This window comes from Niallia sp. CD-39 (assembly GCF_059874745.1).
In genome coordinates this window covers 245,913-271,992 of sequence record NZ_JCBCPS010000003.1, presented here as the reverse complement: position 1 = coordinate 271,992, position 26,080 = coordinate 245,913, and the positions used below count along the sequence as shown (strand labels likewise).

General features: G+C 36.5%; 28 protein-coding genes and 2 pseudogenes. 10 read left to right on the top strand and 20 right to left on the bottom strand.

Annotated elements, in window-relative coordinates; translation table 11 throughout:
* A pseudogene (locus AC6F34_RS09715) lies at positions 1–166 on the bottom strand (GTPase HflX); the annotation flags it as partial.
* A gap of 193 nt (positions 167–359) precedes the next feature.
* Here AC6F34_RS09715 and AC6F34_RS09710 point away from each other — a divergent pair.
* Positions 360–968 carry a trimeric intracellular cation channel family protein gene (locus tag AC6F34_RS09710; protein WP_500771494.1) on the top strand — a complete coding sequence of 203 codons (609 nt, stop codon included), beginning with the start codon at positions 360–362 and terminating at the stop codon, positions 966–968.
* 237 nt (positions 969–1,205) lie between these two features.
* Here AC6F34_RS09710 and spoVK read toward each other — a convergent pair whose 3' ends face one another.
* From spoVK to miaA, 3 genes are all read right to left on the bottom strand, one after another.
* A complete protein-coding gene (spoVK, locus tag AC6F34_RS09705; RefSeq protein ID WP_500771492.1) occupies positions 1,206–2,153 on the bottom strand; it encodes a stage V sporulation protein K in 948 nt (315 codons plus the stop codon).
* 349 nt (positions 2,154–2,502) lie between these two features.
* Entirely contained in the window at positions 2,503–2,736 is a 234-nt protein-coding gene (gene hfq, locus AC6F34_RS09700; protein ID WP_500771491.1) for an RNA chaperone Hfq, read from the bottom strand.
* A gap of 29 nt (positions 2,737–2,765) precedes the next feature.
* A complete protein-coding gene (gene miaA, locus AC6F34_RS09695; RefSeq protein ID WP_500771489.1) occupies positions 2,766–3,725 on the bottom strand; it encodes a tRNA (adenosine(37)-N6)-dimethylallyltransferase MiaA in 960 nt (319 codons plus the stop codon).
* Between the two features lie 292 nt (positions 3,726–4,017).
* Here miaA and mreBH point away from each other — a divergent pair, with 292 nt between their 5' ends.
* Positions 4,018–5,025 carry a rod-share determining protein MreBH gene (mreBH, locus tag AC6F34_RS09690; RefSeq protein ID WP_500771487.1) on the top strand — a complete coding sequence of 336 codons (1,008 nt, stop codon included), beginning with the start codon at positions 4,018–4,020 and terminating at the stop codon, positions 5,023–5,025.
* Positions 5,026–5,645: 620 nt separating this feature from the next.
* Here mreBH and AC6F34_RS09685 read toward each other — a convergent pair.
* The 4 genes from AC6F34_RS09685 to AC6F34_RS09670 form a co-directional block, all read right to left on the bottom strand.
* Positions 5,646–6,017 carry a VOC family protein gene (locus AC6F34_RS09685; protein ID WP_500771485.1) on the bottom strand — a complete coding sequence of 124 codons (372 nt, stop codon included), beginning with the start codon at positions 6,015–6,017 and terminating at the stop codon, positions 5,646–5,648.
* A 4-nt stretch (positions 6,018–6,021) separates the two neighbouring features.
* Complete coding sequence (locus tag AC6F34_RS09680) at positions 6,022–7,473, bottom strand: amidase family protein (RefSeq protein ID WP_500771483.1); 1,452 nt, start codon at positions 7,471–7,473, stop codon at positions 6,022–6,024.
* A 4-nt stretch (positions 7,474–7,477) separates the two neighbouring features.
* On the bottom strand, positions 7,478–7,963 hold the full coding sequence (locus AC6F34_RS09675) for a tetratricopeptide repeat protein (RefSeq protein ID WP_500771481.1): 486 nt from the start codon (positions 7,961–7,963) through the stop codon (positions 7,478–7,480).
* 105 nt (positions 7,964–8,068) lie between these two features.
* Positions 8,069–8,242 (bottom strand): hypothetical protein, encoded by a 174-nt coding sequence (locus AC6F34_RS09670; protein ID WP_500771479.1) that lies wholly within the window; start codon positions 8,240–8,242, stop codon positions 8,069–8,071.
* Positions 8,243–8,420: 178 nt separating this feature from the next.
* On the opposite strand from AC6F34_RS09670, the gene AC6F34_RS09665 reads away from it, so the two are divergent.
* Positions 8,421–8,990, top strand: coding sequence for a dihydrofolate reductase family protein (locus AC6F34_RS09665; RefSeq protein ID WP_500771477.1), 570 nt, complete (start codon positions 8,421–8,423; stop codon positions 8,988–8,990).
* 59 nt (positions 8,991–9,049) lie between these two features.
* Here the strand turns inward: AC6F34_RS09665 and AC6F34_RS09660 are convergent, their stop codons facing one another.
* The 3 genes from AC6F34_RS09660 to AC6F34_RS09650 all read right to left on the bottom strand — a co-directional run bounded on the left by AC6F34_RS09660 (position 9,050) and on the right by AC6F34_RS09650 (position 10,577).
* Entirely contained in the window at positions 9,050–9,217 is a 168-nt protein-coding gene (locus AC6F34_RS09660) for a GNAT family N-acetyltransferase (RefSeq protein ID WP_500771475.1), read from the bottom strand.
* 246 nt (positions 9,218–9,463) lie between these two features.
* Entirely contained in the window at positions 9,464–10,081 is a 618-nt protein-coding gene (locus tag AC6F34_RS09655; protein WP_500771473.1) for an NUDIX hydrolase, read from the bottom strand.
* Positions 10,082–10,304: 223 nt separating this feature from the next.
* Positions 10,305–10,577, bottom strand: a complete 273-nt coding sequence (locus AC6F34_RS09650; protein ID WP_500771471.1) for a hypothetical protein — start codon at positions 10,575–10,577, stop codon at positions 10,305–10,307.
* A 321-nt stretch (positions 10,578–10,898) separates the two neighbouring features.
* On the opposite strand from AC6F34_RS09650, the gene AC6F34_RS09645 reads away from it, so the two are divergent.
* Positions 10,899–11,192: a DUF5316 family protein gene (locus AC6F34_RS09645; protein WP_500771469.1), complete on the top strand. Its 294-nt coding sequence runs from the start codon at positions 10,899–10,901 to the stop codon at positions 11,190–11,192.
* 46 nt (positions 11,193–11,238) lie between these two features.
* Here the strand turns inward: AC6F34_RS09645 and AC6F34_RS09640 are convergent.
* The 3 genes and pseudogenes from AC6F34_RS09640 to AC6F34_RS09630 form a co-directional block, all read right to left on the bottom strand.
* Positions 11,239–11,522, bottom strand: a pseudogene (locus AC6F34_RS09640) (TSUP family transporter); the annotation flags it as partial.
* A 226-nt stretch (positions 11,523–11,748) separates the two neighbouring features.
* Complete coding sequence (locus tag AC6F34_RS09635; protein ID WP_500771467.1) at positions 11,749–12,216, bottom strand: GNAT family N-acetyltransferase; 468 nt, start codon at positions 12,214–12,216, stop codon at positions 11,749–11,751.
* Between the two features lie 260 nt (positions 12,217–12,476).
* Positions 12,477–12,860 (bottom strand): permease, encoded by a 384-nt coding sequence (locus tag AC6F34_RS09630; protein ID WP_500771465.1) that lies wholly within the window; start codon positions 12,858–12,860, stop codon positions 12,477–12,479.
* 384 nt (positions 12,861–13,244) lie between these two features.
* On the opposite strand from AC6F34_RS09630, the gene AC6F34_RS09625 reads away from it, so the two are divergent.
* Positions 13,245–13,799: a DUF3231 family protein gene (locus tag AC6F34_RS09625; protein WP_500771463.1), complete on the top strand. Its 555-nt coding sequence runs from the start codon at positions 13,245–13,247 to the stop codon at positions 13,797–13,799.
* Between the two features lie 607 nt (positions 13,800–14,406).
* On the top strand, positions 14,407–14,982 hold the full coding sequence (locus AC6F34_RS09620; protein WP_500771461.1) for a CBO0543 family protein: 576 nt from the start codon (positions 14,407–14,409) through the stop codon (positions 14,980–14,982).
* Between the two features lie 72 nt (positions 14,983–15,054).
* On the opposite strand, the gene AC6F34_RS09615 is transcribed toward AC6F34_RS09620, so the two are convergent.
* Entirely contained in the window at positions 15,055–15,570 is a 516-nt protein-coding gene (locus AC6F34_RS09615; RefSeq protein ID WP_500771459.1) for a DinB family protein, read from the bottom strand.
* 525 nt (positions 15,571–16,095) lie between these two features.
* Here AC6F34_RS09615 and AC6F34_RS09610 point away from each other — a divergent pair.
* Positions 16,096–16,560, top strand: a complete 465-nt coding sequence (locus tag AC6F34_RS09610; protein WP_500771457.1) for a hypothetical protein — start codon at positions 16,096–16,098, stop codon at positions 16,558–16,560.
* A 521-nt stretch (positions 16,561–17,081) separates the two neighbouring features.
* Here the strand turns inward: AC6F34_RS09610 and mutL are convergent.
* From mutL to cotE, 3 genes are all read right to left on the bottom strand, one after another.
* Positions 17,082–18,953, bottom strand: coding sequence for a DNA mismatch repair endonuclease MutL (gene mutL, locus AC6F34_RS09605; RefSeq protein ID WP_500771455.1), 1,872 nt, complete (start codon positions 18,951–18,953; stop codon positions 17,082–17,084).
* An 18-nt stretch (positions 18,954–18,971) separates the two neighbouring features.
* Positions 18,972–21,557 carry a DNA mismatch repair protein MutS gene (gene mutS, locus AC6F34_RS09600; RefSeq protein WP_500771453.1) on the bottom strand — a complete coding sequence of 862 codons (2,586 nt, stop codon included), beginning with the start codon at positions 21,555–21,557 and terminating at the stop codon, positions 18,972–18,974.
* Between the two features lie 343 nt (positions 21,558–21,900).
* Positions 21,901–22,449, bottom strand: coding sequence for an outer spore coat protein CotE (gene cotE / locus AC6F34_RS09595; RefSeq protein WP_500771451.1), 549 nt, complete (start codon positions 22,447–22,449; stop codon positions 21,901–21,903).
* 267 nt (positions 22,450–22,716) lie between these two features.
* On the opposite strand from cotE, the gene AC6F34_RS09590 reads away from it, so the two are divergent.
* Genes AC6F34_RS09590 through AC6F34_RS09580 form a run of 3 tightly spaced genes read left to right on the top strand, consistent with a single transcriptional unit; the run spans position 22,717 to position 23,840 of the window.
* A complete protein-coding gene (locus AC6F34_RS09590; protein ID WP_500771449.1) occupies positions 22,717–23,088 on the top strand; it encodes a hypothetical protein in 372 nt (123 codons plus the stop codon).
* 43 nt (positions 23,089–23,131) lie between these two features.
* Positions 23,132–23,431 (top strand): hypothetical protein, encoded by a 300-nt coding sequence (locus AC6F34_RS09585; protein WP_500771447.1) that lies wholly within the window; start codon positions 23,132–23,134, stop codon positions 23,429–23,431.
* A gap of 46 nt (positions 23,432–23,477) precedes the next feature.
* Positions 23,478–23,840, top strand: coding sequence for a hypothetical protein (locus tag AC6F34_RS09580; RefSeq protein ID WP_500771445.1), 363 nt, complete (start codon positions 23,478–23,480; stop codon positions 23,838–23,840).
* A 213-nt stretch (positions 23,841–24,053) separates the two neighbouring features.
* On the opposite strand, the gene AC6F34_RS09575 is transcribed toward AC6F34_RS09580, so the two are convergent.
* Positions 24,054–24,482 carry a YlbF/YmcA family competence regulator gene (locus AC6F34_RS09575; RefSeq protein ID WP_500771443.1) on the bottom strand — a complete coding sequence of 143 codons (429 nt, stop codon included), beginning with the start codon at positions 24,480–24,482 and terminating at the stop codon, positions 24,054–24,056.
* A 1-nt stretch (position 24,483) separates the two neighbouring features.
* Positions 24,484–26,028, bottom strand: a complete 1,545-nt coding sequence (gene miaB, locus AC6F34_RS09570) for a tRNA (N6-isopentenyl adenosine(37)-C2)-methylthiotransferase MiaB (RefSeq protein WP_500771441.1) — start codon at positions 26,026–26,028, stop codon at positions 24,484–24,486.
* Positions 26,029–26,080 lie beyond the last annotated feature (52 nt).

Here is a 26,080-nt window from a genome sequence, read left to right as displayed (position 1 = left end):
AAGGATGAACTCGGTCCCTTTTTTGCGACAATTTTGCAACAACTTCTCCATTCGCTGTCTTTGTCAAGGAAGCCAATTCATCCATTGAATACGTAAATCGTTGTTCTTCATCGTCTGTTTGGCAGCCGACAAGAATCACTTTTTCTATAGTAGGCTTATTTAGCATACAAAACCTTCTCTCCTAAACATTCATACACTTCATCATATCAAAAAACAGCAAAGAACACTATTCGTATTACTATTCTGACAATAGAGAAACCTATTGATTTATTCCTTTATCATGATAGAATATCTCGGTTAGGAAAGTTCGATATATAAGAAAGTAAAATTGCTATTTAATCTGAACGGGGTATTTGAGAATGACTTGGGATGTACTAAGTATGTTTGGAACGATTGCCTTTGCAATTAGTGGTGCAATCGTTGCAATGGAAGAAGAATATGATATTTTAGGCATTTATATACTAGGAGTTGTAACAGCCTTTGGTGGTGGAGCAATCCGTAACTTATTAATTGGTGTTCCAATCTCGGCACTTTGGGAACAAGGCTTTTTCTTTCAAATAGCTTTATTATCCATTACCGCGATTATCATCTTTCCAAATCGTTTATTAAAACATTGGAATCTGTGGGGAAACTTTACAGATGCGATAGGATTAGCTGCCTTTGCTATTCAAGGTGCCTTATATGCGACAGGAATGAACCACCCATTAAGCGCAGTAATCGTTGCAGCTGTGTTAACAGGTAGCGGCGGGGGAATTGTTCGCGATTTATTAGCTCAGCGTAAACCTCTCGTTCTTAGATCAGAAATCTATGCCGTATGGGCAATTCTATGTGGCCTGACAATCGGGCTTGGCATGTTCTCGACTCCTGTTGAATTACTGATCTTGTTTGTTTCTATTACAGCACTGAGGGTATTATCATATACATTCAAATGGAAATTGCCAGTTAAGCGTTTGACAGTAAAAATGTAAAGCTTGCCATCAGATATGGGTAACCATATAAATGTAGACAAAGACAACATATAACTTTGTCTACATTTTTTTGAGGAAACTTATTTCTTAATAACGCTTATCATTCTTTGAAATGTAGTAGAGTGAAGAACAGAATAGAACACACGTTTCATAAAGAAGAGAGTGATACAAACAACGATATTCATGAATGTTTGTAAACATTTACAAGCATTGTCAAATGGACAATGCTTTTCGCCTCTAATCTTCTTCAAAAATCAAATCATTGCTTCTTAAAGTCATCAATTCATGGCGATCATAGTAATCTTGCATGAGAAGCCGCATTGCTTGGGCACGGATTGATTTCTCAATCACATTTCGAATATAGCGACCATTAGAAAAAGTTTTTGGATTTAGCACTGATTTTACCCACAACAAATGATCTCTTAGTTTTTTTTCCGCTTCTCGACTAAGTGTATATTCTTTCTCTTTCAACATCCGTAACCCAATATCCATTAATTGTTCAATCGAATAATCAGGAAAATCGATAACGAGTGGAAACCTAGAGTGCAGACCAGGATTCAAAGTCAAGAAAAAATCCATTTCTCGCGAATAGCCGGCAAGAATTAAAATAAATTCATGCTGTTTGTCTTCCATATGCTTTACAAGCGTGTCGATCGCTTCCTTACCAAAATCCTTTTCCCCACCTCGACCTAATGAATACGCCTCATCTATAAACAAAATTCCACCAATTGCTTTCTTAACTAAATCTCTTGTTTTTTGTGCAGTGTGTCCGATGTACTCACCAACTAAATCCGCACGCTCTGCTTCGATTAGATGACCTTTTGATAATACATTCATTTTTTGAAACAGCTTGCCAATTAATCTTGCCACTGTTGTCTTACCTGTTCCAGGATTTCCTTTAAACATCATATGGAGCGCTTGTTTGCCAACTTTCAATCCTGCTTCTTCACGTTTTTTATTAATATAGATCCATGCATAAATTTCTTTTATCATTTTTTTCATTTCTTCCATTCCCACTAACTCTGCAAGTTCATTCTCAATCTCCTTTAAGGCAAGGTGCTCCTGAGGCAAAGTTTTTGTTTGAATCTGGGCTGGAGGAAGTTCCTTATGCATTGACTTTCTTTTCTGCGAGTTTAAGACAATGCTAATTTGTCCGTTATTCTTCAAACGAATAGGCTGATCCAAAAATGTCACCTCACATTCTAAAACAGTATACACATTAGAGGTCTTTGTTGTGACAAACGCCTATGGCGAATCCCTACAAAACCATTCTTATACTATATGTATTCTTATGGTACAAATTTCATTAAAGAAAAATGTACAACTGTTTCTTCGATTACTATTCCAGCTGACACTTTCGTTGACTGGTCCAAGCTCGTATCCTTACTTCCATAATTAATCTCACTTACACTAAACCTTTGGAGTCGTCGCCACATTTAATCAAATTGTTCTAATCACATTAAGGTCCCACATTCATTGAAAATAAAAAAACAACATCTCCTAATGTAGAAGATGTTGTTTTTTTTCGGTATATCTATTTTGAGCCGTCTAAATCTAATTGAACATTTCTTTGTGGAGCAAACGTTGAAATAGCATGTTTATAGACAAGCTGTTGCTTACCTTCTGATTCAAATAATACAGTAAAATTATCGAAACCTTTTACTTGACCACGAATTTGAAAACCATTCAATAGAAACACGGTCACATTGGCATTGTCTTTGCGAAGTTGATTTAAGAACTGATCTTGAATATTAATGGATGTTTTCATTAATGGATCCTCCTCTTTTATCTCTATATTTATGTATTCGATTTTAAATGCAGCTTTCCTTCAATATAATTGGAAATCTCAGCGAATTTTTTTATCCAATTATCATCTGTGGTTACTGACATATCAAACCATACCACATTCATTTTGTTGCGAAACCATGTAAGCTGACGTTTTGCATAGCGCCGAGAATTTTGCTTCAGTTGTAAAATCGCCTCATTTAGCTCTGTTTTCCCTTCAATATAATCGTATAACTCCTTATATCCAATCGCTTGAATCGATTGGCAATCTCTTATACCAGCTGAGTGCATTTCCTTCACTTCATCCAGTAGCCCTTCTTCCATCATCAAATCAACTCGATAGTTAATGCGGCTGTACAACTCTTGTCTATCCATCGTTAGACCGATAAGCGCAGTGTCATAAAGCATCTCTGTTTGTTGCTTCTCTTGATAGGATGATAACGGAATACCTGTACAGTGATAAACTTCTAATGCACGAATGACCCGGCGTATATTATTTGGATGAATTGCTTCAGCACTCGTAGGGTCAATTTTCTTAAGTTCGTTATGTAGCTTTTCATTTCCTTCAACTAGAACTCTTTCTTCTAGTTGCATACGAAATTCTTCATCTTGTGGTGCTTCCGAAAACTGGTAGTCATGAATGACTGATTGAATATAAAGACCAGTACCACCAACAATCATTGGAAGTTTACCTCGACTTGCGATTTCTTCAATCTTACTGCGAACTAACTTTTGGAATTGTGCTGTTGAAAATGATTCCTCAGGTTCCTTAATATCGATGAGATGATGCGGTATACCTTCCATCTCAGTTTTACTGATTTTGGCTGTACCAATATCCATGCCTCGATAGATTTGCATTGAATCTCCACTAATGATTTCACCATTCAACTTTTTTGCTAGTTCAATGCTTAATTTTGTTTTGCCAACAGCTGTTGGTCCAATAAGAACCAGTAGTTTCTGTTTAATTGTCAATCTTTCTCACTGCCTTTACAATAACTCCATTCTTGACATTATACTACCATAGAATGGATAGAGATACGAATTCTATTCTACCATGTAAAAAAGACAGGAAACATCAATAAAGTATGTCCAATTTTACAAATAATTATACATATTAAATGTTTTTATCATCTGGAAGCAGTTCATGTTTTTCCGTTTACAATTAGTTGACGTTTTATTAACAATAACTTATTCCTCCTATTCTCATGTTACCTTATTGGAAGGTAAATTTGATGATGAAAATATTGAAATTAGGTGAAAGTTTATGTTTACAAACTCAGAAATCGGAATTGATTTAGGAACAGCAAATATTCTTGTTTATAGTAAAAATAAAGGCATTGCATTAAATGAACCATCAGTAGTTGCGATTGATAAAAATACTAATAAAGTTTTAGCTGTTGGTAAAGAAGCAAAAGAAATGATAGGGAAAACACCGGGTAGTATCGTCGCAATTCGTCCACTTAAGGACGGAGTAATTGCTGATTATGATACTACGACACAAATGCTAACACATGTACTTAGAAAGGCTGCGAAAAAAGGAGGCTTTTCAATTCGAAAACCAAATGTTGTAGTATGTACACCATCTGGCTCGACTAGTGTGGAACGTCGTGCGATCCATGATGCGGTACGGAATGCTGGAGCGAAGAAGGTTCATCTGATTGAAGAACCCGTTGCAGCTGCAATTGGAGCAGGTTTACCTGTAGATGAACCGGTTGCGAATGTTGTAGTAGACATTGGTGGCGGTTCAACAGAAGTTGCGATCATCTCCTTCGGTGGAGTTGTAGCATGTCATTCGGTCCGCATTGGTGGAGATCGCTTAGATGATGATATCATTCAATATGTTCGTAAAGAATATAACGTGCTTATTGGAGAAAGAACGGCAGAAACAATTAAAATGGAAATTGGTCACGCATTAATTGACCATGAGGAATTAAAAATGGACATTCGTGGACGTGATCTAGTAACCGGCCTTCCTAAGACGATTACTTTAACCTCTTATGAAATTCGTGAAGCGATGCGTGAATCTTTGCTACACATTCTCGAAACGATCCGTGCAACTTTGGAAGACAGTCCAGCTGAGCTAAGTGGAGACATCGTTGATCGTGGAGTTATCCTAACTGGAGGCGGCTCTCTTCTTAATGGAATGGAAGAATGGATTTCCCAAGAAATAGTCGTACCCGTACACCTTGCACCAAGCCCGCTAGAATCAGTAGCAATCGGCACAGGCAAAGCACTTAAATACATGGACAAGCTCCAGACAGCATCTAGCTGATCAAACAGCCCTCATCTTTTTGATGAGGGCTTTGACTTATTCGGAAGGACGTTTTGAGAACTTCGAAACTTAGTTATGAAAAGGTCGGAACATAATTATGAATCGTTCGGAATCAAGTTATGTAGTGTTCGGAACTTAGTTATGAAGTGCCCGGAACTTGTGATTAGATCTTACGTGCTTGAGTATTTATCCGTACTTACTATTATATCTAGCAGAAGTTTGATTCTATCTAGCACAAATCTAGTTTTATCTAGCAAGAGATAGACTTCATACCACAGATTTCATTTTATCTAGTGAAAATCAGATTTTATCTAGCACAAATCTAATTTTATCTAGCAAGAGGTAGACTTCATACCACAGATTTCATTTTATCTAGTGGAAATCAGATTTTATCTAGCATAAAATCAATTATATCTAGCACAAATCAGATTTTATCTTGCACACATTTAATTTTATCTAGCAAAAGATAGACTTCATACCCCAGATTTCATTTTATCTAGTGAAAATCAGATTTTATCTAGTAGAAAATCAATTTTATCTTGCACAAATCTGATTTTATCTAGTAAACCCACGATCAGACCCTCGATTTTGCAATTTAACAGGGGTGCTTATCTTTACATTTACTCTAATGTCATTTGCCATGAAACGCCGTACTGATCGACGATCCAAGCAAATTTTTGGCTAAATCCATAATTGTCGAGTGGCATTAGAACGCTGCCCCCATCAGTTAACTTAGTAAAGAGGTGGTCAATTTCTTCCTCTGTCTCACATGACAAAAAGATCGAAAATGATGGTGTGAAGTTAAAATCATGCTTGATGCTGCTGTCAAGGCACATGAATTCTTGATCTTTCAGTTTGAGGATTGCTTGATAGTCCTTACCCTCTTCTTTTGTAAAAGAAGTGATTTCTGCATCATCCATCAATTCTACATAAAAGTTTAGCGCTTCTTCTGCATTTCCTTGAAACATTAAAAACGGTGCAGCTTTTTTCATAAGATCAGTCCTTTTCAATCAAATTTGGTGGTCTTCTTAAATTAGTCGCTTGCTCAAACGCATAGGCAAGTTCAATGAGTTTCCCTTCAGAAAAGGATGTACCCGCAAAGGTAATGCCGAATGGACGTCCACTTGGGAAAAATCCTGCTGGAACTGCAATTGAAGGGTAGCCCGCCTTCGCACTTATCGTCGATCCTATGTAAGAAGGAAACAGAATCGCATCAAGCTCATACTTCTCCAAGCATTCGTCAATCCCCTTCTCTTGAGCATAATAGAGATCATCCAGCTTTGCACTTAAGTATTCTGAATTTGATAAAGAGCTTTCTATCTCTAATTTTACCTCAAGCTGGTCCTGTCCATACTTAAGTGCTCGCTCACCAATCTTCTTATTATATTCTACCAATTCTTCGAGTGAATGAACCGGTGCATGTGAAGGTAGCTTCACTAAAAATTGATCAAGGCTATGCTTAAATTCATATTGCATAACAGACCGACTCCATTCACGCTTCATCGAAGGAAGTTCAATGTATTCAATGACTTCTGCGCCAGCGGTTTTAATTGCTTCAATTGCTCTATTATAGAGTTCTTCGTCAATATCAGCAGATTTTCCATTCGGACGATAGACGCCGATTCTTGCTCCTTTAAGACCATCAGAATTCAAATACGTGATATATTCCTCTTCTATGATTGCTTTTAAAGTTGCTGCATCTTTACAATCTTGACCTGACATTACTGTTAATAGGATCGCTGCATCTTCAACCGTTCTTGCCATCGGGCCAGCAGTATCTTGTGTGTACGTAAAAGGAATAATGCCTGAACGACTGATTAAGCCGACGGTAGGCTTGATTCCGACGACCGCATTTTGTGTGGCTGGACTTAGGATCGAAGCATTTGTTTCTGTTCCAACTGCTAGTGGGACAAGGTTCGCCGCCACAGCTACCGCTGAACCAGAGCTAGAACCTCCAACAAACATTTGATCATCTCCATACGGATTTCTCACTTGCCCACCACGAGCACTATAGCCTGCCCACATCGTAGAAGACATCCCATTGGCAAGCTCCGTCATATTCGCTTTGCCAATTATGACAGCTCCAGCATCACGTAACTTCTTGACAAGAAAACTGTCTTCATTTGCAAAGTGCTTTTCTAAAGCAAATGTTCCCGCACTTGTCGCCATCGAGTCACCCGTCTCGATATTGTCTTTTATTAAAACAGGAATGCCATGAAGCATCCCTCTCGATCCTTCTACTAATCTTTCAGCATCTAATGCCTCCGCGATAAAAATTGCATCGGGATTGATCTCAATTACGGAGTTTAGTTTTGGCCCGTCACCATCTAACTTTGCCATTTTGCCCAAGCAAAATACGACGAGTTCCCTTGAAGTCAACTCTCCATTCATCATCGCTTCCTGAAGTTCACTTACCGTCATTTCATCTTTTAAAATTGTATTCAACATACTCTCATCTCCAAACTCTATCTAACTTTGAAGCATAAAATGAAATCGCCTTTTTATAGCTTTGCACCCCTTCATCATCGCTACTTTCTGCAATAATATTTAATAGCAATTCCATTGCCTTATCATGATTATTCAGATTGTATAGAGTCATCGCATAAAATGATTGAAGTGCTCGATTATGTGGAAAAATAGCCAGTCCACTTTCAAATACTGCTTTTGACTTTTCATATTCTCCAAGAGTACGATATGTACTTCCAAGTCCGATATAAGCTCCATGTAAGTCTTCACCTTCTAATCCGAGCTCAATCGCTTTCTCATAATGAGGCACAGCCTCTGCCTCCAACCCTAATACGTCATAGCTCCATGCACATTGATACTGAACAACCGGATTGCTCGGTTCATCATTCGCTAGCTCCAGTAGCAAAACATTTGATTCCTTCAGTTTGCCTTCTTGCCTCAATTGAATAGCTGCTTTTAACGTCCCATTCATGTTGCCACCTCATTAAAGGAAAATTAAGAATATTTACATCATATCATAAAAACGACAAAAGCCCTCGCTCCTGCCGTTTAAATGTCATCATATTTCCGTTAACGATTATTCCATAACATTCCCGTCCAAGAAGCGAACTTTCTTCTCTGCACGATTCGCGATCACTTCGTAATGATAGCTCCAATGCTCTTCTAAATTTTTATTCGTTTCAATTGTCATTCTTTCAGAAATAGCTAAAGCGCCAATGTATCCAAGTCCAACAATATTTAAAATAATCAAGAGAATGATAAATAAATCGTTGACGTATGGAAGATTTCAAGTAATGAAACAAACAATCAACCCCAAACGAAATCATTTTTTGGTATTTATTTCAATATTTATTAATGTGAACTTTCAGACAACAACTGTCAGAGGAAAATTTACATTAATGACGAATAAAATCATTGGAGGTGTATAAATGGGTAAAGTCGTTCTTTCAATGATGATGTCATTAGATGGATTTGTTGCTGGTGAAGATGGGGATTGCTCATGGCATGTGATGGATGAAGGGATGCATGAGTATATGGACGAATTTCTTGATTCAGTTGATGTCCTCTTGTACGGGCGAAAAGCTTATGAAATGATGGTCGAGTTTTGGCCATACGCTGAGGATGATCCAGCGTTATCACAGCAAATACGAAGCTTCGCAAAGAAAATGAACAGTAAAGAAAAGATCGTCTTCTCTCAAACATTATCGCCTGCCAATTGGAACACAACCATTGTTAAAGACGCCTCGAAGGAAGTTGTGATGCAGTTAAAAAGCGATAGAGACAAGAACCTCGCTTTACTCGCAGGTGCTTCAATTGCACAAGTGTTTATGATAGAAGATGCAATTGATGAATACAGACTCATCGTTAACCCTGTCCTCCTTGGCAAAGGACAGAAATTGTTTCACCATCACCAACAACATTTAAAGCTTGTAGAAACTCGAGATTTCAAAAATGGAAATGTCCTTCTCGTGTATCGTAGGTCAAGCAATAACTTATAGTCGTTTTGCCATAAAGAGCTCATTAACGTATGTATCACCTATGCGTAGTGAGTCTTTTTTTACCCTTCTACTTCAAAACCTCTTTTTTTGTACAAAGCGATTCCTGCTTTATTTTTATCGATTACCGTTAATTCCAAGCGAACTATGCCATTTTGATCAGCCCACTTGTCTAATGCTTGAAAGAGCTTCGTTCCTAACCCATTCCAACGAATCTCCTCTTTCTTCATGCTTTTCTACCTAATGCAAAGGGGTAACCATTAACTCATTTTCATCAATAGCTACTTGAATCGTTGAGTTTGCAGATTTAATAATTCCTGCAATCATTTTCTCTTCAATCAGTCAATGAGCTTTTTCTTTCATCAGCCTCCTATAATAAATAATCAGAGGTTTTGTGTACTCGATCTTTAAATCTATCAACTACTTTCTAACTTCATGTTTTATTTCTCTAATGTACCACCTATTCCCCTCCTGCATTAATCATAGATTGTTTCTTTAAGCGGTTGATCTAAAAAGGAAAACATCGTTTCTATCTGTTCATATGTATTGCGATTCTCTGAAAGTTTTGGCAGCTCATCTTTACGAAAAAACTGCACATCTGATGTTTCTACACCAACCATCTTTTCACCAGCTACCCATTCACAAAGAAAAAACAGCTTATAATAATGGAAAGGCTGGGGTGGATGTTGATACTTGTTCATATCGAGAACAGCTAGAAGCTTAGACGTTTTTACTATTAAGCCTGCCTCTTCTTCAATTTCTTTTACTACATTTTCAGAGGCTGAACGCCCAACATCGCAAAAACCTCCTGGCAGTGACCATTCTCCTTCTTCTTTCTCTTTCACAAGCAAAATCTTACCTTTATAAAATACAACTCCCCTCACATCAAGCTTAGGAGTTTGATAGCCCTTCTCCAAGGAAAACAACGCATCAACTTGCTTTTCATTTACGGCTCCATATTTACTAAAAACCTCAACACTGATTTGCATCAGTTCCTCGTATCTCTCTCTATCAAACTCATCTTTTGCGTAATGCAAGCCTGATTGTGCTATTGCTTGCATCCTTCTTGCCCAAATTAACCATTGCTGTGTCATCTGCAACCTCCTACTCAAGCTTTATTTCCATTTTATGAAAAATTACCAATTGTAGCTACAAAACTCTTTAAAACAAAAATATGGAAATGCAATTATTGTATGAGACCACGTTTATGCCTCCTCCCATTAAAGGAAAATCAGAAGTGGCAGTCATGAAAATACATTTGAATTAACTCCTTTGTTGTAAGGAAGGTTCATAATTACGCCTTGCTAATTTTATCGATTACGCATTTGCCCATCTTTTCTTTGTTAATGAAAGTAGAAAAATGGCTATCATGTAAACTGGTGTGAAAATGCCAATAAATGCTGTAGAAAGTTCCGTATTCTCAAAGCTTATATATGATAATATCCATATGGAAATTGCGATGAATAAAGACAATGTCACATGAAGCTTGTTCGCACCGAACCATTGATATACGATTGTTGTCCATGCAGCGATAAAGAATCCGATTGACATGATGAGAAAAAACATCCATATGATTGTCTCACTGTTCAACACGAATCCACCTTTAAACTTTAAGCTGTTGTACCAAAGCACTACATTGCATAGTAAAACAACCCCATTTACAATAGCCAGTTTAGTCTTTTTTACGATGATCCATAATAAAGGTGACAAAAACATAAGAATAAATATGAGTTCAATCATACCATCCGTGACAATCTTCCTTTCTTATATATGGTTTTATTTTACATTTAAATAATCTGAAAAGAAAGTTTTTATTACAATTCAGAATTCAAGCAAGTTCCATTTTGAACATTAGCGAAATATACTACTCAAAGAATTCTTCTTATTTTTTGGATGAAGGGAGGGAACAGGATGCGAAGATATTTGTTTTTCGGATTAGCATCTGCACTTTTACTGTTTGCATTGGCATGGTTTACATCAGGTTATGAATTTTTCACGATGATAGCTGGTGGAATTGGCTTCGTATTGCTTCTTATTAGTGCTTTATTAGGGGGAGTATTTGTCAGCGGTGAAGAAAATCGGGTGATGCATCTTGCGTTAAACGAGGAATTGAGGCTAAAGCGTGTAAACGGAATGTATAAAACAGCACTGCTTGGCTTTCCAAATTTCATTGCAGCAATATTATTGATTGCAATGGGAACCTGAGAACAATTAGCTCTCAGGCTTCCTAATTAAATTGTCGAAATTACGTTTATAATAGATCCATCCATATTTTAATCGCAGTTGCTGAAATCATTAAGGCTAATATCATTTGTAGCAATTTTGTATTCATTTTTTTCCCTACAATCGCTCCAATTGGAGAAGCAATTATACTAGCAACAATCATGATGAAGGCAGGCATGTAATCAATTTGCCCTGTTGTCACTTTACCAATGTCGCACCAATCGATGAAAGGAACGTAATTGCTAATGAAGTGGCGATCGTCATCCGAGTCGGAATTTTAAGTACAAGCATAATCGGTACTAATAAAATCGCCTACTGCTAAAGCAAAGCTTCCATATACTTACGTACTAAAAAATGAACAGTTCAATTATAAAAGCATTTATGTTAGGTAAACAGAGCATCCTTCCTGAGTTCTTATTTTCTATTTTGTACAACAACTTTCCCTACAATTTGAATAAGAGAATATTTTATGATTTATTAGAGAGTGAGAAACTAGTTAGCAAGAGTGTTTTATGAGGCTTATTGGAGGAGCATATGTCTAATAAAAAATACTTCTCAATCGGAGAAGTTTTTTTCCTATCTTTTTTCCTCTTGCCTTTGCTGATACTGCAAAGAACTCTAAACATCCCTGAAACTCATTTTCTTTTCCATTAATTAACTTGGAGTATGCCTCATTCGTTTTGTATGTGAGATCAACAAACAATTTGCGTTCAATCTCATTTAAACTCAAAAGTTGGAGCATTTCACTTGTATAATCTTCTTGTAGCAAGCGACAAGTTGGGAGTTCTCCAGCTCTTGAACCAAAAATGATACCAATTACTTCCCCATTTAATGTAGCGACCCTCCCAAACGTACTTTTGTTTAATATTGGATACATAAACATCAGAGTTACGGCTGCATCTAATTTACTTTCGTCTTCAGTAAAACCCTTTGTGAAAGTGTCAATCGTAATTGCTTTAATTTCTTCTAAATCTCCTTTTTGTGCTTCTCTAATTTGCAAGTTCATTTTTACTTCCTCCCTTTTTGGATTAACTTACAAATTAAATATAATGTCTCCCCTTAACAGGAGGGTCAAGTGTTGATCGAATTTATTTACTAGACATTTGCGTTGATTTTTTTAGCATCCTATACGAATCGATGAATAACGAAGTTACTAATAGTTTAAAGGTAAGAATGATTTAGTTTATTCAAATAGCCTCTCTAAATGGAGTGACGAACCTTTTTTTTGATGATCACCTTAAGCTCTTATTAATTTTTTCTATTGCCTTACAACTTTTTTGCATAGTAAACAAAGGAAAGAAACGTTGTTGATATGTAAAGCGCAGTCAAGATGCTAACGACACCATTCACACTTAGTTGAAGAAGTTCAAAATAAGTAATCATCATAAACAAACTAAAATAGCCTATCATAAAGATATAACTTGCTGCGATTCCTTTTTCACGGATTTTCTTTGACCTTTCATTCTGCTCCATAAAGTGTGGCTGTAAATACGCCATAGAAAAAGCCATCACACTCATTGCAAACAACATGAACTCATAACCAAAGTAGTAGTTATTTGCCATGATGGCCGTGAACGTTAAAAAGCTAGCTATTGTTAAGAATAATACACCAAAAATAATAAACATGATCGGATGAGATGTATTATTCATTTCTTTATCTCCTCTTTATAGTTTGTAAACCTCACCTTCTAGAAAGAAAATACTTTCTACACTAATATTAAAAAAGTTCAGCAATAATCATCGCTAGTGGCAATGATGGATTGTATTTCCCTTTCCAATTGTGATAACCGTTTGTCTTTACACACCTAACTTAACTAATTTTTCATGGGAATAGCCCAACTATTGTCGATGCTCATTTAAACGACATAAAGCACCACTTTTTTCCTGGTGTAACGGAAAGGGAACTTTACATAATTCTTCTTTAAATCAATCACTTTCTATATTTGCACTTTCTAATTTTTCATGTTCAATATCGGAAGAATATTTTAAATAGATTTAGCCAATGTTACAAATATAATGACATGGGGTGATTAAATGAATAAGACAGTTGAGTTTCTAAAGACAATTTTGAAAAACTTCAACCACGATGTTGAACCACGATCTCATATGCATGTTGGTGAGGTAATGGGCGTTTGGACATTATATACAGCCTTTAATGAAGCACATGTTCTTTATCAAGTCGCCTTAAATACAACGACTAACATTGAGCTAAGCAAAATGATTACAGAAGCTTTTGAAAGTAGTAAAACGCGGGCAAAAGAAATTGAAGACTTTTTATTGAAAGAAGGAATCCCACTTCCTCATATAAATTCTGTAAAACCTGACTCAAATCCAGATGCTATTCCAGAAGGAGTAAAACTGAATGATGATGAGATCGCAAATTTAGTTTCTTTAAAAGTCGCTACAACCATTTCGTTCATTGCAAATGCTTTGTCTGAAACAATCCGATCTGATGTTGCAATGATTCATTTCAAAGTACTTGTTAGCCTTATGCAATACGCATTACCGTTAAAGGATTTAATGAAAGAAAAGGGATGGCTTAGAATTCCTCCAAGTTATATTCCCCCTGGAGTACCAGAAGTTGAATGATTCTGGTGCTCTTCATGTTTTCCCACATAAATTCACTAATAGCAAATCATACTATCCATTAACGAGTAAATACATCAACTTTCGGAGTGAACTTTATGGTCGCAAACTTTTTTAGAATTTTCAATGCCATTGTGCTATGGACAATAACACTTATCTTTTTACCTAAAAAGACTTTTAAACGATTCATCGCTGTAACCTTATTTTGTTCTGTCCTGCTGCTAATTCAGATTTTACTTAATCCAATATTTAAATGGTGGAACGTAAAAGGAGGTTATAAATATATCGTGTTTGATGGACTAGCTTTTGTCTTCGGCCCTTTTTTTACAATAAACCTATGGATCTTTCACCTTACTTATGGGAAATTTCCTATATATGCTTTTTCAAACCTAATTATGGACCTAATCTTTTCTTATGTTTTTAACCCCTTCTTTCAAAAATTAGGTCATTATAAACTTAAAAAATATACATCCACGACGATATTTACAATTTTCTATTCTTTAGCTTTACTAAATTACGGCTTTCAAAAATTGATTGATCCTCAATTGTCTGACACACAAGAATCATAATTAAGAGCATAGCTTATTATTCAGAAGGGAGAACAATTCTATTGAAAAGTCAAAACGAATTGTTTAATGAATTTGTCTATTTAAGAGAAAAATCAACCGAAGTAATTACAGAGTATTGGCATGAATATTCCAATTTTTCCACGTATCAATTTTGGATCAACCTATTGCTATTAATACTCCCTTTAATTATTCTCGTCTTTAAAATAGATAAATCAAAAGTCTTCCTAATTGGATTTTACGGATATAGCGTACATATGACATTTGCATATATAGATCTTTATGGAGTAAATAAAGGGCTTTGGGGCTTTCCATACCAGGTGTTTTCTCTGATGCCGAGCTTTACATTTGATTCAGCCTTACTCCCAGTAACATTTATGCTTGTTTTTCAATGGACATTAAACAACCAAAAAAACTTTCTGTTTTACTCACTTCTTACGTCAGGCGTTTTTGCATTTATTTTCGATCCTTTATTAATAAAATTTAATTTATTTGTATTATATAATGACCTGACTTATTTTCATGTTTTTATCGGAAATGTCTTTGTATTTCTCTTAGCCAGATTCCTCACTTGGTGTTTTCAGATGTTGAGCAAGTCGAAGACAAAACCAATAGTATAAAAAGATTACAGCCAAACAATTAGTTGATAGATGGTAATTATATAGACATTTATTTTGTTTATGGCGTTAAGCTTAGAAACTTAGGTCTAAAAGTGATTTTATTTCTTTAATTTGTTCTATATGTCGCTGTTCATGTAAATAGATTTGTTCAACCCATTGATCAAGAGATAGTTCACCCAAAGCAGGATGTTTCATCGATTTATCTGACAGTATAGATAGATCCTCAATTGTTTTAAGAAAGTTTAGCAATTTTGTCCTCGATTCGTTTAACAAATTGATTATTTGCTGAACCTCAATCGGTTCTGTATCTGGTTCAACGATTTTTGGAGCTTTAAACTTATTAAACCTATTCAATAATAAAGGCTGAAGATTTATACGCTCTTTTTTAGTACTTTCAATACCCTTTAATCCCCAAGCAATAGCCTTTATAGACGCCTCTTCAACTAAAACTAAGTGATGACAAACTTGTGCAACACTCCATTTATTAATATCCGGCTTACTGTTAAATTGTGCATCGCTTAATAAATGTATTTCCTCTACTAGGTTATTTCTCGTTTCATCTAAATTGCTATATAGCGAATGATACATGAGATCCCCCTTGATCACTTAGATTAATGACTAGCTTCCATTCTTAGTGTACTTAATTCTACATTAAAAAAAATTACACCTTTAAATAACACATAAATTATGATGAAAGCACAGTTTCGGAATTCTGTGTGACAGTTACCTTGCATTTGTGTAGGGAATTGGATTTATTAACTTTCGTGCACCTATGACAGTGTCTATATTGCAGTATGCGCAATTGCTGTTTTATAGAACTAACGACTGAGTTCACAAACTATCCCCTCTCGTTGTGTTATTACCCATTATAGAGGACTTACATGTATACAAGCATTCTTGCTCTTTTGCTCTTCTTCCTACATACCTACCATAATATTTTTTACTAGTTATGGAGGCTGTTTCTGTCAACAAAAGTGATTTGTGTATCTCCTTCTTTTAAACTGGTAAATTGAGTTTCTTATCCTTCATAAAAACTTCACTGTTCGCACATAATTTAGTGTTTGGATTACTGTAAAATTAATGTGAAAACATATTAGCCTGGAGGTGATTTCATTGTTTGCGAAACAACGAAAGACTTTAGCTTGCTGTTTGTTAATTTTTCTTCACATTTTCCTTGGTATTGGGGCACTTTTTGGGGGAGGATTATTGATTGCTTCTCCTGACGGTTCGATTTTGTCAATGACTCCTAATATGTTAAAGGACAGCCCATTTCATAATTTTCTCATTCCAGGAATTATCCTTTTTGTGGGATTAGGTATTATACCACTAGTAACTGCAACTTTCCTTATTTCTGAAAAGCCTTTAAAAATCATTGACAATCTCCGTCTTTATAAGAAAATACACTGGTCATGGAATATTTCACTGTACATAGGTTTTATATTAATTATTTGGATTACAGTCCAAATGTATTTGATTCAAAGCGTTGCTTTTATTCATGTCTTCTACATCTTCCTAGGGATTTTAATTCAATTTATTACACTTCTTCCTTCTGTTAAAATGCATTACTCAAACAAGTAAGAGATTGCTTTTATTTCAATATAGATGAATAAGTAGTTTCCAAAACATTAAAGTAAACAAAACCGGTTAGACTTTAATGTGCTGTGGAACTATTTATTCTATATAACGGCTGACAAAAGACTGAAAGTAAATATATTCTCCATTGCTATTAAGTAATAAGTGGATACATTTGAGAATAGCCAAAATTAGGTGGTAGATATTTTTTACGTAGGATTTTTAATATATGATCCTCAATATCCTGATTAATAACACAACGATTACGAGATGGAAGAGCATGGAGTTTATAAAATAATAGACTCTATTATAAAAAACAAATCTACACCACATAAGTACTCATGGATTGCGCCAAACTCATGCAATCATGTTACTAGAATGTGGTGTAGATTTTTTAAAGACTAGCGAATGAGATGAATACCTTCATATAACTAAAAAGTATGAAATAGAAAATATATTTAGATAGATATTTAATCAAATTGTTGGCAATCGGTGGGCAAAGTTAATTCACCCCCACTTGAACGCCTCTACATCACTCTCTTAAACATCTTTTCCATTTCGTATGTTGAGTAATGTATAATTATTGGACGACCATGAGGGCATGTAAACGGATCATTCGTACTCCTCAGCTCATCAATTAACGCTCGTATTTCATCGTTACGCAGATGGTGATTTGCTTTAATTGATCCTTTACAGCTCATCATAATCGCTGCTTCTTCTCGAAGTTTTTTAATGTCGACCTTTTTCATTGCTAGCAGCTGATCGATCATTTCTTCAATCGTTTCTTGTTCCTCTCCACTTGGAAACCATTGAGGATGTGAACGCACAATAAATCCGTTGTGGCCAAACGCTTCTAAAAACACACCGACCTTCTCGAGCTCTTCCATATACTCTGTAATTTTTACATACTCATCAGTTGAGAATTCCAAAGTCATTGGAACAAGCATGTCTTGTAACTCATTTTCAACTTGTCCAACTTTCTCTTTAAAAAACTCGTATTTGATTCTCTCTTGAGCAGCATGCTGGTCAATGATGTACAATCCTTGTTCGTTTTGCGCTAAAATATACGTTCCGTGCATTTGTCCAATTGGATAAAGAGATGGAACTCGTGACGATTTTTGATTAGCATAATCGTATTTATGTTGTGATTCGTAATCCTGTTCTTCAAAGATGTCGTCAACAAACTCATCATGTGCTTGTTTGTTAATCGCAGTATTCATGTTTACGGAATTTTCTTCTATTTGAAATGGCTCGGTATGCTCAAGGATCGTATCAGAGGAAGAAGTTTGAGTCAATTTTTGTTCCACAGGAAGTACATTTTTATCTTCTTTAACTGATAAATGATCTAAGTTCATGAATGTTTGCTCAGAGCGCATCTTTTCCTTCGGTTTAGACAGACTGCCGCTAGGAATTAATTGTTCCTTTTTAAGTGTATGCTTTATTGTTTCTGAAACGAGTTGATGCAGCTCCAGCTCTTTACTTAGACGGACCTCCATTTTTGATGGGTGTACATTCACATCTACTAACAATGGGTCCATTGTAATTGAAAGCAAAGCAATCGGATAGCGGCCAATCGGCAATAACGTATGAAACCCTTCTTGTATCGCCTTTACGAGCGAGTAGTTTTTTATGAATCGACCATTGATCATTGTTGAAATATAATTTCTTGATGCCCTTGTAATCTCAGGTAAGGCAATATATCCCTCAACCGTAAAATCGAGTGAATTTGCTGAGATCGGAATCATTTTCTTTACTGTATTCATCCCGTATATAGCAGCAAGGACTTGACGCACATCCCCACTGCCTGTTGTTTGAATGAGTTGCCGGCCATTATGCATGAGACGGATGGAAACCTCTGGGTGTGAAAGCGCGATCCGATTCACAACATCGGTAATATTCCCTAGCTCAGTATGAATTGTTTTAACATATTTTAAGCGAGCCGGCGTGTTAAAGAACAAATCAGAAACGGTAATATCTGTTCCTTTTCGAGCAGATGCCTTCTCATGTGCCTCTACTTTACCACCAGATATAATTAAACGTGTCCCAACATCGCCTGTGCTCGTCTTCATTTCTATATTCGAAACAGAAGCGATACTTGGCAAGGCCTCTCCACGAAATCCTAATGTACGAATTCGAAACAAGTCATTTTCATCTTTAATTTTACTTGTAGCATGGCGAGAAAATGCTTTTAAACAATCTTCCTCTTCAATACCATCTCCATTATCTAGAATTCGAATCTTTTGTAAGCCTGCTTCTTCTATCTCGATTTCAACAACCGTACTATTTGCGTCTATTGCATTCTCTAGTAATTCTTTGACAACAGATGCTGGTCTTTCTACTACCTCTCCGGCTGCTATTTTGTTTGATAAGTGATCATCGAGCTGAATAATCCTTCCCAAGCTGTTCACCTCCGTTCTTTATTTCAATTTCTTCTGTAAGTCAAATAAGACATTCATCGCTTCCATTGGCGTCATTTCGAGAATATTTAATTTCCTCACCTGATCAATAATTTTCTTCTCTTTTGAAGATGACACTGGTTGCTTTTCAGCTTTTTCCTCAAAAAAGGAGAGCTGTCCACTTTTCAGCGGTTCTTCTTTTATGACAGACTGCTTTTCAATCGACTGGTCTTGTTTTTCTAATTGAATGAGTAGCTCATTTGCTCTTTCGATGAGCTCTTCCGGCAACTCAGCCAATTGAGCCACATGTATACCATAGCTTTTGTCTGCTGCACCTTCCTTCACCTTATGAAGGAAAACAACTGTACCATTATGTTCAGCTGCACTTACATGGACGTTCTTTAGTCTATCTAACGTATCTGTTAATGACGTTAATTCGTGATAATGCGTCGAGAACAATGTTTTAGCACCGATATGCTTATGGATGTATTCAATCATCGCCTGCGCTAACGCCATGCCGTCATATGTCGATGTTCCACGACCAATTTCATCAAATAAAATCAAGCTATTGCTTGTCGCATGAACAATCGCATTACGAGCCTCTAGCATTTCGACCATGAACGTACTCTGACCAGAAATTAGGTCATCTGCTGCTCCTATTCTTGTAAAGATTTGATCAAATATCGGTAATTCTACTTGATCAGCAGGGACAAAACAACCAATTTGTGCGAGGATTGCTGTCAATGCTACCTGTCTCATATACGTACTTTTACCTGACATATTCGGACCTGTTATGAGTAGGACATCTCTCTCATTGTGCATCAAACAATCATTAGGTACATACTCTTGCGCATTCATCACCTTTTCAACAACTGGATGACGCCCATTTACGATTGATAAACGTCTTTCTTTTGAAAATGAAGGCTTTGTATAATGACGCTTTTCACTTACAGTAGCAAAACATTGTAATACGTCTAATTGACTTACTACTTTTGCTAGCTTTTGTAATCTTGGAATGTATTCTTTTACAAATTCACGAACTTCTGTAAATAACTCGTATTCAAGCTCTACTGATTTTTCCTGCGCCTGCAAAATCAGTGCTTCCTTCTCCTTCAATTGGGGCGTAATAAAACGCTCTGCATTTGTCAGTGTTTGTTTCCGGTCATATTGACCTTCTGTCAGAAGATGAAGATTGGCTTTTGTAACTTCAATATAATAACCAAAAACACGATTGTAGCCGACCTTTAATGACTTTATACCAGTCTTTTCACGTTCTTGGCGTTCAAGTTGAGCAATCCATGTTTTTCCGTTTTTTGACGCATCACGATAGTCATCAAGCTGCGCATTATATCCATCACGAATAATATCCCCATCTTTCATCGAAAGGGGTGGGTTGTCCACTAACGCCTGCTCTAATCGATCGGACACTTCCTCACAATAATCAAGTCTATCAGCAATCAAATCTGCTCGTTCGTCTTGGAGCGACTGTAATGCTTCATAAATGGATGGAATCTGTTGCAACGACTTCTTCAATTGAATAAGATCACGTGCATTCACATTTCCAAATGCCACACGGCCTGCGAGTCGTTCTAAATCATATACTTCCGTTAGTTTTTCACGAAGTTCTTCACGTTCAAAGAATCTATCCTTAAGTAGCTCTACCATTGAAAGCCTCTTCTCAATCGAAGATTCATTGATGAGTGGTCGGTCAATCCATTGTTTCAGCTCTCTAGCTCCCATAGCGGTTTTTGTTTCATCTAGAAGCCATAGTAAGGAACCCTTCTTACCATTTGAGCGAATCGTTTCTGTCAGTTCCAGGTTTCGCTTCGAGTAATAATCCATTTTCATAAATTGATCAATTTCATACCGATTAGCCATCTGCAAATGATCTAGGCTTCTTTTTTGCGTTTTAAACAGATAGTGGTACAACCTCGAAGCGGCCTGTTGCAACTCTGCAGAGTCCAATTTTTTCATTAAAGGGGTCCAATCATCCATTCCAATGGTTTCGTCCTCATATGAAATTGTCACGTCTGCTCTTTCTTTCATCTTTTTCAACCAGTCTTCGGCAAAGTCACGTCCAATAACTACTTCCTTTGCACCAGATGTCGACAGCTCATTTAACACGAACTCAAAGCTTTTTGGTAAAGCTGTTGCTCGCGTCTCACCAGTTGATAAGTCAGTGTAAATAAAAGAAAACGAGTTTTCATATACTGAAATTGACGCAATATAATTGTTCTCTTTCTCATGAAGGTTTTTTCCTTCCATTCTTGTCCCAGGAGTAATTAATTGAACAACTTCCCTTTTAACAACTCCTTTTGCCTGCTTCGGGTCTTCGGTTTGTTCACAAATTGCAACTTTGAAACCCTTTTCTACTAATTGCTCAATATAATTTGGAGCAGAATGATAAGGTACGCCACACATAGGTATACGGTCTGTTGATCCCCCATCTCTACTCGTTAATGTAATCTCTAATACTTGAGATGCTTTAATCGCATCATCAAAAAACATCTCGTAGAAATCGCCTAAACGAAAAAATAAAAAGGCATCTTCATAATCTGCCTTTACTCTTAAATATTGTTGTATCATCGGCGTATATGTAGCAGCCATAGTATCCCCCAACTCGTTCAATAATTATCTTTCTATTATTATAGCATAATGACAACTTCTTCTCTTTAATTATCCTTTGGTTTTTATTTTGTAAGACAAGGATAGGGATTCGCCGTGTCATCCCCGACTATAACTGCATTTTATATGTATAGATAAAACAGTAGAAGAATGATTACCATAACGCATGAACTTATTAGTCAATGAAAATAGACTGTAGAACACTACTTCCTTCGGGATTTTTAGTTATGGTATTTCTAAGCCAGAGTAGAGTTCACCTGAAATAAAAATGATGGGATTGCTGAAATTACAAAAGAAAAACTAGGAAGAAACCCTCCTAGTATCATTACTCTTCTTCAGTTCCAATGATGAATTCTGGATTTAAATCCTCGAATTCTTCATCGTCTACTTCAAAGCCCCAATCTTCATCATCGCAATCACAAGCTCCATCATGTAAAAGGACACAAATGGTTGTTTCACCAATGACTTCTACTAAGAACTCTCTTTCTACTTGAACGATGATTTTGTTTCCATTTGGGGAAATAGTTGCTTCACAGCAATTTGGCTGCTGTAAAACGCGAGCAACAACTTCAACATCATCAAGAACATCTTCATCACGATACTTTACTTTGATGACGTCTTTATACTCGATGCGTTCAGCTACAACAGTTGTGTGGATTTTACTATTGTCGTATGAGTACCACACTTCAACATCATAACTACCGCATATCTCTACTTTCTTTCCCACTTTCTTGGCTTCGTACTTATGGTTAGTCACCCAGCAGCCAAGAATGTTCGTAGGTTGATGTTTAGGACAGATCGTGTCATTGGACTTCGTAAATTTTCGCCCTTTCGCAACGACCGCCTTGGTGATTATCTCTCTATATTCTCCCATTTTCGAGCGAACCTCCTCATTCATATTCAATTCATCCTATGCGGGATATTAGACTAGTGTGCGATTATTTTCATGAATGTAGGCAAATGTATTGGCATGATTTATAATATGCCTTCTTCGGGCTTTTGTTCCGTAAATGGGCATTGGTCCACTATAAAATGAACACCTATTAAATGTTTAAAAATGTGCGTTTTTCATAATGAAAATGCACAGACAGCTTGGCTATATCCCTAATATGATGTAGTAATTAAAAGGAGGTGAACGAAAATGTCAGATCAAGATCGTTCAAATTTTAAGTTCACTTTTAATGGTGAGGAAATTCCTGAAGTAGATGCAAAGAAATTCACTGAAGAACTCACTGGAAATGTGATGAATTCATTTAGTACACTATTTAACGGCCTTTCTAAAAATATGAACTTTCAAGGCACGGACGTTGCTCAAGGGTTTAGTAAATTAGAAAATTTCGCTAAACGCTTGGAGGATTTCACTAAAGATGAACAAGCAGTTAGAGAATCCATCGAGAAATACATCCCTGTTTTTGAAGCATCTGAAGATAGAAACAAAATCAAATGTACAGTAAACGGGACAACATTATTTGATATTGATGTCGATAAATTCAGATCAAATAATCCTAACTAAATGTCTTCTTTGATCAACACCTATTGTTAAGGAGGTGAATATCATGCTAACAAAGTACAAATGTGGAAATGGCCAAAATGGCGGGAGTGGTAGTGGCAATGGAAGCAACAACGCTGGTGTAAGTACTGGTGATGAATTTGAAGCATTCACGTTTGCAGCTCAAGCAAACCTTCCTCAAACAGCACTTAACGGGCAATTACCTATTTCATTTGGTGGTGCTGGAGTGAACGCTTCCCTAATTAATATCCCAATCTTCTCTGCTCAATTGAATATTGCGCAAGGTGGTAACTCACACGCAATCGCTGTTAACGGAATCACACAAACACAAGCAAACGAAGCTTAATTTCTTACTGTCATTTTGGCGTCCATGATAGAAAGGGGGAGAAGGAATGTTGAATTCAGAGACTAAATATACTGTGCCAATGAGCATGGATGTACTCAAAGAGTACGGAATACCAAAAGAATTATTAGATCTCGCAGCTGAAGCTGGCATTCCATCGATCGAGAATAAGGCAAATGGTGGTGAAGGTGGACGTGCCATCAGTCTAACATATGTGGATAATTATTCCACCCTCCTGCTAGTCTACACTTTTCTCCTTAACTATTTGGATCGGCAATCAGATGACAGTGAAAGCACTAAGCTATTAAACCAATCCTTGTTAACAACACTTCAGCAAGGACTAGTAGAACAACAAGAATACCGCAAAGAATTTCTTAAAGCTGTAGAATTGCTTAAAAGATCAGAAAAATAGTTTGCTTCCTTAAATAGATCATTAAAAAGAAAAGCGAAAGGCTCTTGCCTTTCGCTTTTCTTTTTAGCTAGCTATATCACCTTCATAACCTATTCACCGCAAGATGCCAGATTTCAAACAGCTCTTTCGTATCTTGAAGTGTCATGCCAACAATGCCAAATGATGTGGTGTTCTTGTTAGCACAGTTCTGTTACATCGTGATGTAACTTTCTATTAATGAGAACATTCTTCTTTGTTTTGAATTTGTGACCCAGTTTTTCCAGATAATAAGTCTCCACCTGTTGATCTAATGACTTCATCTGTCACAGTGTTAGAGATTGCTGAAGCAACAATTTGTAATAAATCGTTCACATCGATTTGAGATTGCTTAAATTCTTGCACAACTGGAATTTCATCTAATTGCTCTTCTAAAGAGGCAATTTTATCTTCTGTCTTTTTTAGCATTTCTGGTTTACCAAAATGCTGCAGGTTGACCGCTTGTTTTTGCAAACCTTTAATTTGACTAATGATTTTCGTTACTTTCTCGTTGGCATTGATTTGCTCTTCTGCTTGCTTGAAGAATTCAACCTCTTCTGTTTCAGCAATCATTTTTGCTAAATCTTTTGCACGCGAAACAATCTCTTCTTTTGTATACTTAGTCATGTTAATTCACCTCTGCCATTTGTTCTTCTTCAACCATTTCTCCGTTTAATGACCATGTTTTTGCATTTGTAATCTTTACTTTCACTATTTTTCCGATTGCTGATTTAGGACCTTTAAAGTTTACTAATTTACTTTTAGACGTATAGCCAGCAAGAATATCAGGATTGTTCTTGCTTTCACCTTCGACAAGTACTTCAACAGTTTCGTCTTGGTACTTTTTCATCGCATCAGCTGATAGCTCGTTTACAAGTGCATTTAAGCGCTGTAAACGATCCTTCTTTTCTTCCATCGAAACATTATCCTCCATTTTCGCTGCAGGTGTTCCTTCTCTTGGTGAGTAGATGAATGTATATGCACCTTCAAATCCTACTTCACGATAGAGTGACAGCGTTTCCTGGAATTGCTCTTCTGTTTCATTTGGGTAACCGACAATGATGTCCGTTGTAAACGAAGCATTCGGGATCGCTGTTTTAATTTTACGAACAAGCTCTAAGAATTGTTCACGCGTGTACTTCCGTGCCATGATTTTAAGAACGTCGGTAGAACCAGATTGAACTGGAAGATGAATATGGTCCATCAAGTTTCCACCTTTTGCTAACACTTCGATTAAGTGATCATCAAAGTCACGCGGATGGCTTGTAGTAAAACGAACACGAGGAATGTCAATCTTGCGAATTTCATCCATTAAATCGCCAAGGCGATAAGTGATGTCATCGAAGTCTTTTCCATATGCGTTTACGTTCTGGCCTAAAAGAGTGATTTCTTGATAGCCAGAAGCAGCAAGCTGTCTTACTTCTTGGATGATCTCTTCAGGGCGGCGACTACGCTCTTTTCCACGTGTATATGGAACGATACAGTACGTACAGAATTTATCACATCCATACATAATGTTCACCCATGCCTTAATATCACCACGCCTAACTTTTGGAAGGTTTTCAATAATGTCCCCTTCCTTCGACCATACTTCAACAACCATTTCTTTTGACATATATGCTTCTTTTAAGATGTTTGGCAAACGGTGTATATTATGCGTACCAAAAATCATATCAACTTGCGTATATGTTTTTAAGATTTTGTTCACAACAGACTCTTCTTGTGACATGCATCCACATACACCAAGAAGTAAGTCAGGATTGTTTTTCTTCAGATGCTTTAAGTGTCCTAATTCACCAAATACTTTGTTTTCAGCATTTTCACGAATGGCACAAGTATTTAAAAGAATAACATTCGCATCATCAATTGTTTCAGTAGGCTCATATCCTAGCTCTAAGAAAATACCAGCCATTACTTCAGTGTCGTGTTCATTCATTTGGCAACCATATGTACGAATAAAGAACTTTCTGCCTTTACCCATTTGAAGGAATTCTTCAGGGATATCAAAATCATTATGATAATTGATTTGCTCTTTCCCTCTTTTTTTCGCTTCTTTTAAGGAAGGTGGTGTATACACAGATTCAAAATATTTACTATAATCCTTTTCGGATTTTTTGTCCGATGGATTAGCCGTTTTCACTTGTTGACTCTCTAATCGTTGCTTTTCATTCATTGTATTCGTCTCCTTTCAATGACGACTTTACTATATACACATTACTATAGTA

What these genes read in the sequence shown, in the direction of transcription:
- cotE (WP_500771451.1), bottom strand. Translation starts at nt 22,449, where the DNA reads ATGGGAGAATATAGAGAGATAATCACCAAGGCGGTCGTTGCGAAAGGG.
- AC6F34_RS09685 (WP_500771485.1), bottom strand. Translation starts at nt 6,017, where the DNA reads ATGAAAAAAGCTGCACCGTTTTTAATGTTTCAAGGAAATGCAGAAGAA.
- AC6F34_RS09585 (WP_500771447.1), top strand. Translation starts at nt 23,132, where the DNA reads ATGCTAACAAAGTACAAATGTGGAAATGGCCAAAATGGCGGGAGTGGT.
- AC6F34_RS09625 (WP_500771463.1), top strand. Translation starts at nt 13,245, where the DNA reads ATGAATAAGACAGTTGAGTTTCTAAAGACAATTTTGAAAAACTTCAAC.
- AC6F34_RS09645 (WP_500771469.1), top strand. Translation starts at nt 10,899, where the DNA reads ATGCGAAGATATTTGTTTTTCGGATTAGCATCTGCACTTTTACTGTTT.
- hfq (WP_500771491.1), bottom strand. Translation starts at nt 2,736, where the DNA reads ATGAAAACATCCATTAATATTCAAGATCAGTTCTTAAATCAACTTCGC.
- AC6F34_RS09665 (WP_500771477.1), top strand. Translation starts at nt 8,421, where the DNA reads ATGGGTAAAGTCGTTCTTTCAATGATGATGTCATTAGATGGATTTGTT.
- mutS (WP_500771453.1), bottom strand. Translation starts at nt 21,557, where the DNA reads ATGGCTGCTACATATACGCCGATGATACAACAATATTTAAGAGTAAAG.
- AC6F34_RS09655 (WP_500771473.1), bottom strand. Translation starts at nt 10,081, where the DNA reads ATGACACAGCAATGGTTAATTTGGGCAAGAAGGATGCAAGCAATAGCA.
- AC6F34_RS09580 (WP_500771445.1), top strand. Translation starts at nt 23,478, where the DNA reads ATGTTGAATTCAGAGACTAAATATACTGTGCCAATGAGCATGGATGTA.
- AC6F34_RS09630 (WP_500771465.1), bottom strand. Translation starts at nt 12,860, where the DNA reads ATGAATAATACATCTCATCCGATCATGTTTATTATTTTTGGTGTATTA.
- miaB (WP_500771441.1), bottom strand. Translation starts at nt 26,028, where the DNA reads ATGAATGAAAAGCAACGATTAGAGAGTCAACAAGTGAAAACGGCTAAT.
- AC6F34_RS09710 (WP_500771494.1), top strand. Translation starts at nt 360, where the DNA reads ATGACTTGGGATGTACTAAGTATGTTTGGAACGATTGCCTTTGCAATT.
- AC6F34_RS09680 (WP_500771483.1), bottom strand. Translation starts at nt 7,473, where the DNA reads ATGTTGAATACAATTTTAAAAGATGAAATGACGGTAAGTGAACTTCAG.
- AC6F34_RS09660 (WP_500771475.1), bottom strand. Translation starts at nt 9,217, where the DNA reads ATGAAGAAAGAGGAGATTCGTTGGAATGGGTTAGGAACGAAGCTCTTT.
- mreBH (WP_500771487.1), top strand. Translation starts at nt 4,018, where the DNA reads ATGTTTACAAACTCAGAAATCGGAATTGATTTAGGAACAGCAAATATT.
- AC6F34_RS09675 (WP_500771481.1), bottom strand. Translation starts at nt 7,963, where the DNA reads ATGAATGGGACGTTAAAAGCAGCTATTCAATTGAGGCAAGAAGGCAAA.
- AC6F34_RS09590 (WP_500771449.1), top strand. Translation starts at nt 22,717, where the DNA reads ATGTCAGATCAAGATCGTTCAAATTTTAAGTTCACTTTTAATGGTGAG.
- AC6F34_RS09575 (WP_500771443.1), bottom strand. Translation starts at nt 24,482, where the DNA reads ATGACTAAGTATACAAAAGAAGAGATTGTTTCGCGTGCAAAAGATTTA.
- AC6F34_RS09615 (WP_500771459.1), bottom strand. Translation starts at nt 15,570, where the DNA reads ATGTATCATTCGCTATATAGCAATTTAGATGAAACGAGAAATAACCTA.
- AC6F34_RS09635 (WP_500771467.1), bottom strand. Translation starts at nt 12,216, where the DNA reads ATGAACTTGCAAATTAGAGAAGCACAAAAAGGAGATTTAGAAGAAATT.